This window comes from Pseudomonas sp. DW-iso17 (assembly GCF_058725345.1).
The window spans coordinates 372,980-385,709 of sequence record NZ_JBZXEA010000011.1 but is presented as its reverse complement, the minus strand read 5'-3'; the positions used below and the strand labels follow the sequence as shown (position 1 = coordinate 385,709).

The 12,730-nt window shown below is 61.6% G+C and carries 12 protein-coding genes; 9 read left to right on the top strand and 3 right to left on the bottom strand.

Annotation, left to right across the window (positions count from 1 at the left end):
- The coding region (locus AC4PS6_RS09685) for a hypothetical protein (RefSeq protein ID WP_492180778.1) at positions 1-350 on the top strand (350 nt) is incomplete at its 5' end.
- On the opposite strand, the gene AC4PS6_RS09680 is transcribed toward AC4PS6_RS09685, so the two are convergent.
- Entirely contained in the window at positions 347-811 is a 465-nt protein-coding gene (locus tag AC4PS6_RS09680; RefSeq protein ID WP_019819821.1) for a TIGR02444 family protein, read from the bottom strand. The two genes, AC4PS6_RS09685 and AC4PS6_RS09680, sit on opposite strands and share 4 nt — an antisense overlap.
- 50 nt (positions 812-861) lie before the next feature.
- On the opposite strand from AC4PS6_RS09680, the gene AC4PS6_RS09675 reads away from it, so the two are divergent.
- The 5 genes from AC4PS6_RS09675 to AC4PS6_RS09655 all read left to right on the top strand — a co-directional run bounded on the left by AC4PS6_RS09675 (position 862) and on the right by AC4PS6_RS09655 (position 6,532).
- Positions 862-2,772, top strand: a complete 1,911-nt coding sequence (locus tag AC4PS6_RS09675) for an ATP-binding cassette domain-containing protein (RefSeq protein WP_020301803.1) — start codon at positions 862-864, stop codon at positions 2,770-2,772.
- Complete coding sequence (locus AC4PS6_RS09670; RefSeq protein ID WP_003195372.1) at positions 2,772-3,338, top strand: mechanosensitive ion channel family protein; 567 nt, start codon at positions 2,772-2,774, stop codon at positions 3,336-3,338. Before AC4PS6_RS09675 ends, AC4PS6_RS09670 begins: the two co-directional genes overlap by 1 nt.
- A gap of 96 nt (positions 3,339-3,434) precedes the next feature.
- Entirely contained in the window at positions 3,435-4,067 is a 633-nt protein-coding gene (locus AC4PS6_RS09665) for a LysE family transporter (RefSeq protein ID WP_005792425.1), read from the top strand.
- A 112-nt stretch (positions 4,068-4,179) separates the two neighbouring features.
- Positions 4,180-6,075, top strand: coding sequence for an FTR1 family protein (locus tag AC4PS6_RS09660; protein WP_014720437.1), 1,896 nt, complete (start codon positions 4,180-4,182; stop codon positions 6,073-6,075).
- A gap of 1 nt (position 6,076) precedes the next feature.
- A complete protein-coding gene (locus tag AC4PS6_RS09655) occupies positions 6,077-6,532 on the top strand; it encodes a YaiI/YqxD family protein (RefSeq protein WP_014720436.1) in 456 nt (151 codons plus the stop codon).
- Positions 6,533-6,566: 34 nt separating this feature from the next.
- Here the strand turns inward: AC4PS6_RS09655 and elbB are convergent, their stop codons facing one another.
- Positions 6,567-7,232, bottom strand: coding sequence for an isoprenoid biosynthesis glyoxalase ElbB (elbB, locus tag AC4PS6_RS09650; RefSeq protein WP_019819824.1), 666 nt, complete (start codon positions 7,230-7,232; stop codon positions 6,567-6,569).
- 115 nt (positions 7,233-7,347) lie between these two features.
- Here elbB and AC4PS6_RS09645 point away from each other — a divergent pair, with 115 nt between their 5' ends.
- Positions 7,348-8,583, top strand: a complete 1,236-nt coding sequence (locus AC4PS6_RS09645; protein ID WP_336826838.1) for a sterol desaturase family protein — start codon at positions 7,348-7,350, stop codon at positions 8,581-8,583.
- On the opposite strand, the gene AC4PS6_RS09640 is transcribed toward AC4PS6_RS09645, so the two are convergent.
- On the bottom strand, positions 8,564-9,199 hold the full coding sequence (locus tag AC4PS6_RS09640) for a DedA family protein (protein ID WP_014720433.1): 636 nt from the start codon (positions 9,197-9,199) through the stop codon (positions 8,564-8,566). The two genes, AC4PS6_RS09645 and AC4PS6_RS09640, sit on opposite strands and share 20 nt — an antisense overlap.
- 208 nt (positions 9,200-9,407) lie before the next feature.
- On the opposite strand from AC4PS6_RS09640, the gene hemB reads away from it, so the two are divergent.
- Together hemB and ppk1 are read left to right on the top strand one after the other, a co-directional pair.
- Entirely contained in the window at positions 9,408-10,421 is a 1,014-nt protein-coding gene (gene hemB, locus AC4PS6_RS09635; protein ID WP_019819828.1) for a porphobilinogen synthase, read from the top strand.
- Between the two features lie 18 nt (positions 10,422-10,439).
- Positions 10,440-12,662 carry a polyphosphate kinase 1 gene (gene ppk1, locus AC4PS6_RS09630; protein WP_014720431.1) on the top strand — a complete coding sequence of 741 codons (2,223 nt, stop codon included), beginning with the start codon at positions 10,440-10,442 and terminating at the stop codon, positions 12,660-12,662.
- The last annotated feature ends 68 nt before the right edge of the window (positions 12,663-12,730 follow it).

Genomic DNA, 12,730 nt, shown 5'->3' with positions numbered 1-12,730 from the left:
CAGCTGCCAAGCCAGTCGCTAAAACCGCTGCTGCCAAACCAGCCGCGAAGCCAGCTGCTAAAACTGCTGCCGCCAAACCAGCTGCCAAGCCAGTCGCTAAAACCGCTGCTGCCAAACCAGCCGCGAAGCCAGCCGCTAAAACCGCTGCTGTCAAACCGGCTGCCAAGCCAGCCGCTAAACCTGCGGCTGCTAAACCAGCCGTGAAGCCAGCCGCCAAGCCAGCGCCCGCAAAGCCAGCCGCTCCAGCAGCACCCACTGCCACCCCGGCAGCAGCCACCGCTCCAACTGCATCGGCCAGCAGCACCCCTGCACCGGTAGCGCCAAGCACCACCCCAACCAGCGCTTCCTAAGTGTTGGTGGCCATGACGCGCAATTGCAGCAGCGCGTCGTGGTCAAGGTTGGCGGCTTCGGTCGCCAGGCCTTCAAGCCAGTCTTGCTGATCCACCACCTCATTGATCGGCCATGTCTGCGCCAGCGCTTCCAAGCGCGCCAGCAACGTTCTTTCGGCCTCCAGCTCCAGTGTCTTGATCTGCTCGCGTAGCGATGCCAATTGCGCATCCTGCTGGGCCAAGGCTCGCCATTGCACGCGCACTTGTCGTAGCGGTTCGACTACCTGCACCCGCCACGGATGAGCCATCTGTTGCAGTGCCTGAACGCGTTCGGGCTTGTACGCCACACCTCGTTGCTCCAGCCAAGCACCACACAACAACAGGCACACGTCTGCCCCTTGCTCCTGCAAGCGCAGGCACGCGGCCTCCACGCCTGGGCGGGCATAGGTCGAAAGGGCAAAGCTCCACAGGTCAGCGCACATATTCACACCCAAGCCAGCGGCCAACGAAGCTGGTAAACTCCGCCGCCATTATGATCCGACTTCAAAGCCTAACATTACAGCGTGGCCCGCAACGTCTTCTTGAAGACGCCGAGCTGACCCTGCACGCCGGTCACAAAGCCGGCCTGATCGGTGCCAACGGCGCCGGCAAATCCACGTTGTTCGCCCTGTTGCTGGGGGAGCTGACCCCGGATTCCGGGGACTGCCTGCTGCCTGCCGACTGGCGCATTGCCCATATGCGCCAGGAGATCGACACCCTGGACCGTATCGCCATCGACTACGTGCTCGATGGCGACCTGCGCCTGCGCCAGGTGCAACACGACCTGGCTGAGGCCGAAAAAGCCCAGGACGGTGCCGCCCAGGCGCGCCTGCACTCGGAGCTGGACAGCGCCGACGGCTACACGGCCGACGCTCGCGCTCGCAAGATGCTCGCTGGCCTTGGGTTTACCAACGAACAGATGGACCGCCCGGTCGCCGATTTCTCCGGTGGCTGGCGCATGCGCCTGAACCTGGCTCAAGCGCTGATGTGCCCCTCTGACCTGCTGCTGCTCGACGAACCGACCAACCACTTGGACCTCGATGCGATCCTGTGGCTGGAAGATTTCCTCAAGAGTTACCAGGGCACCTTGCTGCTGATCTCCCACGACCGGGATTTCCTCGACGCCGTGGTCGATAACATCGCCCATGTCGAACAGAAGAAAATCACCCTTTACCGTGGCGGCTATACCGCGTTCGAACGCGCCCGCGCCGAACGCCTGGCCCAGCAGCAACAGGCCTTTGAAAAGCAACAGGCGCAACGTGCGCACATGGAAAGTTACATCGCAAGGTTCAAGGCCCAGGCTACCAAGGCCCGCCAGGCCCAGAGCCGGATCAAGGCCCTGGAACGCATGGAAGAGCTGTCGGCGGCCCACGTCGATTCGCCGTTCGACTTTGTCTTCCGTGAGTCGGTGAAGATCTCCAGCCCGCTGTTGGACCTCTCGGACGCTCGCCTTGGCTATGGCGACAAAACCATCCTGGAGAAGGTCAAGCTGCAGCTCACGCCGGGCGCACGCATCGGTTTGCTCGGCCCGAACGGCGCAGGCAAGTCGACACTGATCAAGAACCTTTCGGGTGAGCTTGAGCCGCTGGCCGGTCGCCTCACTCGTGGCGAGAACACGGTGGTGGGTTACTTCGCCCAGCATCAACTGGACTCGCTGGACGCCAAGGCAAGCCCGTTGTTGCACCTGCAACGCCTGGCGCCGACCGAGCGCGAGCAGACCCTGCGCGACTTCCTTGGCGGTTTCGACTTCCGTGGCGCGCGCATTGACGAACCTGTGCTGAATTTTTCCGGTGGCGAAAAAGCCCGACTGGCCCTGGCCCTGATCGCGTGGGATCGCCCGAACCTGTTGCTGCTCGACGAGCCGACCAACCACTTGGACCTGGAAATGCGCCTGGCGCTGACCATGGCCCTGCAGGAGTTCAGCGGTGCGGTATTGGTGGTGTCTCACGACCGTCACCTGCTCAAGAGCACCACCGACAACTTCCTGCTGGTGGCCGACGGTAAGGTCGAAGAGTTCGATGGCGACCTGGACGACTACGCGCGCTGGCTGACGGAGTACCGTCTGCGCAATGCGCCGGCCAGCAACACGCCGGTCAACCCGGACAAGACCGACAAGAAAGCCCAGCGCCAGGCCGCCGCCGCGCTGCGCCAGCAGTTGGCGCCGCACAAGCGTGAGGCCGACAAGCTGGAAGCCGATCTGGGCAAGGTGCATGAGCGCCTGGCCAAGATCGAAGCCAGCCTGGGCGACAGCGCCGTGTACGAGGCGGCGCGCAAGGACGAGCTGCGTGACCTGCTGGCCGAACAGGCCAAGCTCAAGGTGCGCGAGGGGCAGTTGGAGGAAACCTGGATGGAGGCCCTCGAATTGCTCGAAACCCTGCAAGCGGAGCTGGAGGCGCTGTCCTGATGGAGGCGTTGCAATTACCGGTACCGGTGCAATGGATCGAACCCATCTGGATCGGCGTGCAAATCCTGCTGATCCTGCTGGCTGGCTACCTGGCTCAGCGCTTCGTCGCAAAAGGCCTTACGCGCCTGGGTGAGCGCTACCCGTTCCCGCCGCAATTGCTGATGCCCCTGCGGGGCGGCTTGCGCTGGCTGATCATGGGCAGTGCGCTGATCTTTGTGCTGGGCCGCCTGGGTGTGTCTGCCACGGTGTTGTGGACGGCCCTGTCAGGCTTTGTCGCGGTGGCGGCCGTGGCGTTCTTCGCCATGTGGTCGGTGCTGTCCAACCTGCTGTGCGCGATCCTGATCTTCACGGTCGGGCCGTTTCGCCTCGGTGATATCGTCGAGTTGGTGGACACCGTCGACAAACCGGGCGTGAAGGGCCGGGTCGTGGCGATCAACTTGCTCTACACCACGCTGATCGAAGTCGAGGAAGCCGGGACCAACAGCGCGATGGTGCAGGTGCCCAATAGTCTGTTCTTCCAGCGTTCGGTACGCCGTTGGCCCGGCTCTGGCACTAATATCCTGTAGGCGCGAGCAAGCTCGCTCCTACAGAAATCTATAGCCAGCCTTTGGTCGCTGGAGTTAGCTTAAGGCACAACCGCTAACTCCCTTACGAGGTGTGCAATGGCTCTCGATACATGGCTGGCCTTTTTCCTGGCCAGTTGGATCATCTCCCTTTCTCCTGGCGCCGGTGCCATCGCCTCGATGTCCAGCGGCCTGCAATACGGTTTTGTGCGTGGCTACTGGAACGCCATCGGTCTGCAACTGGGCCTGGCGATGCAGATTGCGGTGGTCGCCGGTGGTTTGGGTGCCATTCTGGCGGCCTCGTCTACTGCGTTCTATGCGATCAAATGGTTTGGCGTGGCCTACCTCGTGTATCTGGCCATCAAACAATGGCGTGCCCTGCCCATGGACATGACCGATGACGCCGCCGTGCGCCCGATCGGCAAACCGATGGCGATGATGTTCCGCGGCTTCCTGGTTAACGCCAGCAATCCCAAGGCGCTGGTGTTTATGCTGGCGGTGCTGCCGCAGTTCGTGAACCCGCAGGCGCCGTTGTTGATCCAGTACCTGATCCTCGGTGCCACTATGATCAGCGTCGATATGATCGTGATGGCGGGCTATACAGGGTTGGCGTCGAAAGTCTTGCGCCTGTTGCGTACGCCCAAACAACAGAAACGCGTAAACCGCACCTTTGCTGGCTTGTTTGTCGGCGCTGCCGGTTTCCTGGCGAGCCTGCATCGCGCCACGGCCTGACCAAGCGACTGGCTCAAAAATGTGGGAGCGGGTGATATGAAATAACACCTTGAGTCGAATCCATTAAAGCTCAACAATAGTGTTACTTCGTATTTCCACTTGAGATTCATTCATGACCGCCCCTTTCCGCTTTCTCGCCTGGCTGCTGTTGCCGGCGTTGCTGTCGTGCAGCTTCAATCTGTTGGCCGCGACCGCCGAGGGCGCGCCGCAAGCCCTGCATTTGCTGGACTACATTGGCGCCGACTACCCACCCACGGTGGAGGCGGGCAAGGTGGTGGATGACTCGGAATACCGTGAACAAGTGGAATTTCTCGGGGTGTTGCAGGGGCTGGTGGCGGATTTGCCAGACAAACCCGAGCGCGCCGAGCTGATAAAGGGCGTTGATGAACTGCTGGCCGCGGTCACTGCCCACCAGGATGGCGCAAGCGTTGCCCGCCAGGCCCGTCAATTGGGTGCCAAGCTGGCCGTGGCGTATGAAGTCAGCCAGGCCCCGGCCATCACGCCGGACCCGACGCGCGGCGCGCCGCTCTACGCCCAGCATTGTTCGGTGTGCCACGGCACAGCAGGTGCCGGCGATGGCCCCGCAGGCATGGGCATGACGCCACCACCCGCTAACCTGCGCGATGCCACGCGCCTGGATCGCCTGAGCCTCTACGCGATCTACAACACCCTCGGCCTGGGCGTGGAGGGCACCGACATGCCGTCGTTCGCTGACCAATTGGACGACCGCCAGCGCTGGGACCTGGCAACCTATATCGCCGGCTTCACGGCCGACCCGGCCGCCGCCAAAGGCGAGCAGACATTCAACCTTGCCGACCTGGCCCGCCAGACCCCCAATGAAGTGCTCGCCGCTGACGGCCCTGGCGCTGCCGCGACATTCCGCGCTCAACGTGCCCAACCGCCGCAGGTTCAGCGTGGCCCCGCGCAGTTGCTCGACTACACCGCCGCCACCCTGGACAAGAGCCTCGCGGCCTTCCGCAACGGCGACCATGAGCAGGCTTACGATCTATCCGTCGCGGCCTATCTGGAAGGCTTCGAACTGGTGGAAAGCTCCCTGGATAACGTCGATGCCAATGTGCGCAAAGACACCGAGAAGGCCCTGATGGCCTATCGGCAATCGTTGCAGGACGGCTTGCCTATCGAGCAGGTGCAGCAGCGCTTGGACTTGGCCAAAGGGAAACTCACTGAATCGGCCGGTTTGCTGGGCGGCGATGGCCTGAGCTGGTCGTTGAGCTATATCTCCGGCTTGCTGATCCTGCTGCGCGAAGGCCTGGAAGCGATTCTGGTGCTGGCAGCGATCCTCGCCTTTCTGCGTAACACCGGCCAGCAATCGGCGGTGCGCAGCGTCAACGTCGGCTGGGGCCTGGCGCTGTTGGCAGGCTTGGGTACCTGGGCTTTGGCGGCCTATGTCATTGACGTCAGCGGTGCCCAGCGTGAGTTGCTTGAAGGCTGCACGGCGTTGTTCGCCAGTGTGATGGTGCTGTGGCTCGGCGTGTGGATGCACGACCGGCGTCACGCGGCAGCCTGGCAGGACTACATCAAGAGCAGCCTGGTGGGCGGCGGTGGGCGTTTCGGTTTTGCCGTGCTGGCGTTCTTCTCGGTGTACCGCGAACTGTTCGAAGTCATCCTGTTCTACGAAACCCTGTGGCTGCAAGCCGGCCCTGCCGGGCACAACGCGGTGCTGGCCGGTGGTGCCACGGCGTTGGTGCTGCTGGTGGGCCTGGCCTGGGTGATCCTGCGCGGTTCGGCGAAGTTGCCCCTGGCGCTGTTCTTCGGCATCAACGCCGCGCTGCTGTGTGCGCTGTCGGTGGTGTTTGCCGGGCACGGTGTGAAAGCCTTGCAGGAAGCAGGCATCTTCGGCACGCGGCCGGTGGCGTTCTTTGACTTCGACTGGCTGGGCATCCACGCCGATGCGTACTCGTTGGGGGCACAGGCCGTGGCGATCCTGGCGATTGTGGTGTTGTATGGCCGTAGCCGCCTGACCGAAAAGCGCCGGGTGGCGGCGTAGCATGCGCGTGTGGATCGACGCCGACGCCTGCCCTCGGGCGGCCAAGGACCAAGTGGTGAAGTTCGCCCTCAAGCGCCAGTTTGAGGTAGTGCTGGTGGCAGGGCAAAGCCAGATCAAACCGAGCTTTGCCTGTGTGAAGCTGATCGTGGTGCCCAGCGGGCCGGATGCCGCCGATGATTACCTGGTGGAGCACGCCGTGCCCGGCGAACTGGTGATTTGCAGCGACGTGCCCTTGGCCGACCGCCTGGTGAAGAAGGGCGTGACGGCCCTTGACCCGCGTGGCAAGGAATTCAGCCCAGCGAACATGAGCGAGAGGTTGGCGGTGCGTAACCTGTTTACCGACCTGCGCGAGCAAGGCCAGATGGGCGGCGGCCCACCGCCCCACAGCGAAAAGGACAAGCAGGCGTTTGCCAATGCGCTGGACCGAATCCTTACCCGCTTGATGAAACCACTGTAGGAGCGAGCAAGCTCGCTCCTACAGAAAGAGGGCGTCAGTCGTTCTCGTGAGTCAACTCCAACACCCGATCCACCAGCTTGTTGATGCCTGACGCCACCTCGCTGATGTTCTTGCCCAGCATGTAGGCCGGCGTACTCACCAGCTTGCGCGCCTGGTCTTCGACGATGTCCTCCACGCTGCATTCGAGGTGGGTGGCGCCCATCTTGTCCAGGGCTGCCGCGGTGTCGGCATCGTTGCCGATGGTACAGGTCACGCCAGGGCCGTAGATCTTGGCGGCCAGGGCCGGCGAAATGCAGATCAACCCCACCGGCTTGCCCGCTTCGGCAAAGGCTTCAGCCAGTGCCAGCACCTGGGGGTTGATGCTGCAACCGGCGCCTTCCACGGCAAAGTTCGACAGGTTCTTGGCCGCACCAAACCCGCCCGGCACGATCAGCGCGTCAAAGTCTGCGGCGTTGGCTTGGCCTATATCCTTCACGGCGCCGCGGGCAATGCGCGCCGATTCCACCAGCACATTGCGCGACTCGGGCATTTCTTCGCCCGTGAGGTGGTTGATCACGTGCAACTGCGCAACGTCGGGTGCAAAGCATTCCACTTGAGCGCCGCGCTGGTCCAGGCGCAGCAGGGTGATCACGCTTTCATGGATCTCTGCGCCGTCGTAGACGCCACAGCCGGAAAGGATCACTGCAATCTTTTTGCTCATGGGCATTTCTCCTGATTCATGGCGTTAAATGTCTACTAATTTGTAACCTGTTGCCAATGGGATCTCACGTCGCTGCACCTAATCTTGATGTAACAAAAATAGACCGGACTAGCCCATGGACTTCGTGCCTTACGCAGTACCGTTTTTTATCGCCCTGATTGTGGTGGAGTTGCTGGCCGACCGTTGGCGCGGCGCGCGCAACTACCGAGTGGCGGATGCCATCAACAGCCTCAGCACCGGTGTGCTGTCCACCACCACCGGCTTGCTCACCAAGGGTGTGGGCCTGCTGACCTACGCCTTCGCCCTCAAGCACCTGGCGTTGTTCGAGTTGCCGACCCAGAGCGTCTGGACCTGGGTATTCGCTTTTGTGTTTTATGATTTCTGCTACTACTGGCTGCACCGCATGGGGCATGAACGCAACATCCTGTGGGCCGCGCATTCGGTGCATCACCAGAGCGAGGACTACAACCTCAGCACTGCCTTGCGCCAGACCAGCACCGGTTTCCTGCTGAGTTGGATCTTCTACTTGCCCCTGGCGGTGGTTGGTGTGCCGCTGGTGGTGTTTATCAGCGTAGCGTCGCTCAACCTGCTGTATCAATTCTGGGTCCATACACGCCATGTTCCCAAGCTCGGCTGGGTCGAATGGTTTTTCGTCACACCGTCCAATCATCGGGCCCACCATGCACAGAACGCTCTCTACATGGATCGCAACTACGGCGGGGTGTTCATTATTTGGGACCGGCTGTTCGGCACTTTCCAAGAGGAAGACGATAACGAACCGGTGATTTTCGGCGTAACCACACCCCTGGCCAGTTGGAATCCGCTGTGGGCCAACCTGCAGTTTTATGCGCAGCTCTGGAGCGACGCCAGGCGTACTGAGCGTTGGTGGGACAAGCTGCGCATCTGGTTCATGCGCACCGGTTGGCGGCCGGCGGACGTCAAGGCCAAGTACCCGATGGCCAAGCCGGACCTGAGCCAGTTCCGCAAATTCGAGGTGCCGCTGGACGTGCGCCAACAGGTCTACATCGCCTTGCAGTTTGCGGCTTATGTGGGGTTTGGCAGCTATCTGATGAATGTGGGTGAGGGCTCGCCCACGTCGGCGCTGGTCCTCGGTTGGGGCGCAATGGCACTGGGATTGTTTACCCTGGGGGTTGCGCTGGAGAATCGTCCATGGGCACTGAAGGCCGAGCTGGCGCGCCTGGTGCTGAATGTTCCCTTGGTATGGCTGGCGCCGCTGGCAGGGTTGTGGCCCGCCAGCAACCTGGGCTGGCTGGGCCTGGCGAGCTACAGCCTGCTCAGCCTCATCGGCCTCTACTGTTGCAGAAGCCGGCTTACTCGGTGGGTGTCTTAGGCGTTTCGATCGGGGCTGGCTCGTTAGCCAGCCGAGCCTTGGCCTCGGCACAGGCTTGGCGGGCGATGCGGGCATTCTTGAAGCGACGGCGCAGCCACAGGCCAAAGCCCAGCACCAGCAAGGCGCCCAGTACCCACAGCTCGTATTTCTTGACGCTGCCGAGCATCCCTTCCAGCACCGCGCCAAAGTGGTAGGCCGCCGCCCCCAGTGCCGCGGCCCAGATCGCCGCGCCAATACCGTTGAGGACCAGGTAGCGCAACGGTGGATAGCCGGACAGGCCAATCGCCACGGGCATCACCGTGCGCAAGCCGTAGACGAAGCGGAAACTCAATACCCAGATATCCGGATGCTTGCGGATATGTTCCAGCGCCTTGTCGCCCATCAATTGCCAGCGCGGCTTGCGCGCCAGCAACTTGCGGCCGTGCTTGCGCCCCATGTAGTACCAGAGCTGGTCGCCGGCGTAGCTGCCAAAAAAGGCAACGACCACCACCAGGTTGATATCCATGTAGCCACGGAACGCCAGGAAGCCTGCGAGTACAAGGATGGTCTCGCCTTCGAAGAACGTGCCGAGAAAGAGGGCAAAGTAGCCGAAGTCATGCAGAAATTGTTGAAGCATGGTCTAGGGTGCTGGCGAAATGAACGCGCAGCCTACGCCTTCACGAAGATTCATGAAAGTATCGAGATGTGTCACGAAGTGAACAATTCCTATGCAAATGACGAATGGGACTACAGGTCGCGTCGATAAGCACAACTGTCATTCATTCGTCATAATGGCCGCTTATAACTGCAACGCTCGCCCGTAAACACGGGCTCAGGAGTCTGTCGTGAGCTTTACCCCTGCCAATCGCCTGTTCCCTGCCACCCGTCTGCGTCGCAATCGTCGTGATGATTTTTCTCGTCGCCTGGTACGTGAAAATGTACTGACCACGAATGATCTGATCCTGCCGGTTTTCGTGCTCGACGGCGAAAATCGCCGGGAAGCGGTGGCGTCGATGCCGGGTGTGGAGCGTCTGACCATTGATTTGTTGCTTGAAGAAGCGGCGAATTGGGTCGAGTTGGGCATTCCGGCGCTGGCGCTGTTTCCGGTGACCCCGGCGGAACTCAAGTCCCTGGACGCCGCTGAAGCCTGGAACCCCGACGGGATTGCCCAGCGCGCCACCCGTGCCTTGCGCGAGCGCTTCCCGGAGCTTGGGGTGATCACTGACGTGGCCCTGGACCCGTTCACCACCCACGGCCAGGATGGCATTCTTGACGAAGACGGTTATGTGCAGAACGACATCACCGTCGATGCACTGGTCAAGCAGGCGTTATCACACGCGGCTGCGGGCGCCCAGGTGGTTGCACCGTCGGACATGATGGACGGGCGCATCCAGGCGATTCGCGAAGCCCTTGAGCTGGCCGGTCACGTCAATGTGCGGATCATGGCCTACTCGGCCAAATACGCCAGCGCCTACTACGGCCCATTCCGCGATGCGGTAGGCTCGGCGCTGAACCTGGGCAAGGCCAACAAGGCCTCGTATCAGATGGACCCGGCCAACAGCCAGGAAGCCCTGCACGAGGTGGCTGCCGACCTGGCCGAAGGCGCCGATATGGTGATGGTCAAGCCGGGGATGCCCTACCTTGACATTCTTTACCGGGTCAAAGAGGAATTCAAAGTGCCGACCTTTGTCTATCAGGTCAGCGGTGAATACGCCATGCACATGGCGGCCATCCAGAATGGTTGGTTGAGTGAAGGGGTGATCCTCGAATCCCTGACTGCCTTTAAACGTGCCGGCGCTGATGGCATTCTGACCTACTTCGCCGCCCGCGCCGCCCAATTGCTTAGAGAGCAACAATAGCCCTCACAGGAACACTCGATGAATACCGAAGGACTCTCAGAAGTTGCCGTAAAAGACGCTCACCCGGTGGTTGAACAAGTCGCCCAGACCCCGCCGGAGCTGGAGCCCGCACCGCCTGCGGTGGTGGCCGAAGCGCCTGCGCCGGCGCCGGTGGCCGTGGTCACCAACCTGGATGACAGCAGCCTGTACATCCACCGCGAGTTGTCACAACTGCAATTCAACATCCGCGTGCTTGAGCAGGCGCTGGATGAGTCCTACCCCTTGCTGGAGCGGCTGAAATTCCTGCTGATCTTCTCCAGTAACCTGGACGAGTTCTTCGAGATCCGTGTTGCCGGCCTCAAGAAGCAGATCACCTTTGCCCGTGAACAAGCCGGTGCCGATGGCCTGCAACCGCACCAGGCCCTGGCGCGTATCAGTGAGCTGGTGCACGGCCATGTAGACCGCCAGTATGCGATCCTCAACGACATCCTGCTGCCGGAGCTGGAAAAGCACCAAGTCCGCTTCATTCGTCGTCGTCACTGGACCGCCAAGATCAAGACCTGGGTGCGCCGTTACTTCCGGGACGAGATTTCGCCGATCATCACGCCTATCGGCCTCGACCCGACGCACCCGTTCCCCTTGCTGGTGAACAAGAGCCTCAACTTCATCGTCGAACTCGAAGGTATCGACGCTTTCGGCCGCGATTCGGGCCTGGCGATCATCCCGGCGCCGCGTCTGTTGCCTCGGATCATCAAGGTACCGGAAGAGGTAGGGGGCGCTGGCGACAACTATGTATTCCTGTCATCGATGATTCACGCGCACGCCGACGACCTGTTCCAGGGCATGAAGGTCAAGGGCTGCTACCAGTTCCGCCTGACCCGTAACGCCGACCTGGCGCTGGACTCCGAAGACGTTGAAGACCTGGCACGTGCCCTGCGCGGCGAACTGTTCTCACGGCGCTATGGCGATGCGGTGCGCCTGGAAGTGGCGGACACCTGCCCGAAACATCTGTCGGACTACCTGCTCAAGCAGTTCAACTTGGCAGAATCGGAGCTGTACCAGGTCAACGGCCCTGTGAACCTCACGCGCCTGTTCAGCATTACCGGCCTGGACAGCCACCCGGAGCTGCAATACAAGCCGTTCACGCCGCAGATCCCGAAACTTTTGCAAAACAGCGAGAACATCTTCAGCGTGGTGAGCAAGCAGGACATCCTGCTGCTGCACCCTTTCGAGTCGTTCACCCCGGTGGTCGACCTGCTGCGCCAGGCTGCCAAGGACCCGCACGTCCTGGCCGTGCGCCAGACCCTGTACCGCAGCGGCGCGAACTCGGAAATCGTCGATGCGCTGGTGGATGCGGCGCGTAATGGCAAAGAAGTCACTGCGGTGATCGAGTTGCGTGCGCGTTTCGACGAAGAGTCCAACCTGCAACTGGCCAGCCGTCTGCAAGCGGCCGGTGCGGTGGTGATCTACGGCGTGGTCGGCTTCAAGACCCACGCCAAGATGATGCTGATCCTGCGCCGTGAAGCCGGTGAGATCGTGCGCTACGCCCACTTGGGTACCGGTAACTATCACGCCGGCAACGCCAAGCTCTACACCGACTACAGCTTGCTGACGTCCGACGACGCGCTGTGCGAAGACGTCGGCAAGTTGTTCAGCCAGTTGATCGGCATGGGCAAGACCCTACGCATGAAGAAGCTGTTGCACGCGCCGTTCACGCTCAAGAAGGGCATGCTCGACATGATTGCCCGCGAGACCCAGTTTGCCCTCGATGGCAAGCCGGCGCACATCATCGCCAAGTTCAACTCGCTGACCGATCCGAAGATCATCCGTGCTCTGTACAAGGCCAGCCAGTCCGGTGTGCGCATCGACCTGGTGGTACGTGGCATGTGCTGCCTGCGCCCCGGCATTGTGGGCGTGTCGCATAACATCCATGTGCGCTCGATCATCGGCCGCTTCCTGGAGCACACCCGCGTGTTCTACTTCCTTAACGGCGGCGAAGAACAGATGTTCCTCTCCAGTGCCGACTGGATGGAGCGCAACCTCGACAAGCGCGTGGAGACCTGCTTCCCGGTGGAAGGCAAGAAGCTGATCATGCGGGTCAAGAAGGAGCTGGAAAGCTACCTCACCGACAACACCCACAGCTGGAGCCTGCAGTCGGATGGTCGCTACGTGCGTAACACCCCGACCGGCAACCAGAACCCGCGCAGCGCGCAGGCGACATTATTGGAGAAGTTGGGTAGCCCGATTCTGACGGTGAACTAGCCCAGGCATACGCAACTCCATGTGGGAGCGGGCTTGCTCGCGAATGCGGTGTGTCAGTCAATGCATCT

What these genes read in the sequence shown, in the direction of transcription:
- AC4PS6_RS09680 (WP_019819821.1), bottom strand. Translation starts at nt 811, where the DNA reads ATGTGCGCTGACCTGTGGAGCTTTGCCCTTTCGACCTATGCCCGCCCA.
- AC4PS6_RS09675 (WP_020301803.1), top strand. Translation starts at nt 862, where the DNA reads ATGATCCGACTTCAAAGCCTAACATTACAGCGTGGCCCGCAACGTCTT.
- AC4PS6_RS09670 (WP_003195372.1), top strand. Translation starts at nt 2,772, where the DNA reads ATGGAGGCGTTGCAATTACCGGTACCGGTGCAATGGATCGAACCCATC.
- AC4PS6_RS09665 (WP_005792425.1), top strand. Translation starts at nt 3,435, where the DNA reads ATGGCTCTCGATACATGGCTGGCCTTTTTCCTGGCCAGTTGGATCATC.
- AC4PS6_RS09660 (WP_014720437.1), top strand. Translation starts at nt 4,180, where the DNA reads ATGACCGCCCCTTTCCGCTTTCTCGCCTGGCTGCTGTTGCCGGCGTTG.
- AC4PS6_RS09655 (WP_014720436.1), top strand. Translation starts at nt 6,077, where the DNA reads ATGCGCGTGTGGATCGACGCCGACGCCTGCCCTCGGGCGGCCAAGGAC.
- elbB (WP_019819824.1), bottom strand. Translation starts at nt 7,232, where the DNA reads ATGAGCAAAAAGATTGCAGTGATCCTTTCCGGCTGTGGCGTCTACGAC.
- AC4PS6_RS09645 (WP_336826838.1), top strand. Translation starts at nt 7,348, where the DNA reads ATGGACTTCGTGCCTTACGCAGTACCGTTTTTTATCGCCCTGATTGTG.
- AC4PS6_RS09640 (WP_014720433.1), bottom strand. Translation starts at nt 9,199, where the DNA reads ATGCTTCAACAATTTCTGCATGACTTCGGCTACTTTGCCCTCTTTCTC.
- ppk1 (WP_014720431.1), top strand. Translation starts at nt 10,440, where the DNA reads ATGAATACCGAAGGACTCTCAGAAGTTGCCGTAAAAGACGCTCACCCG.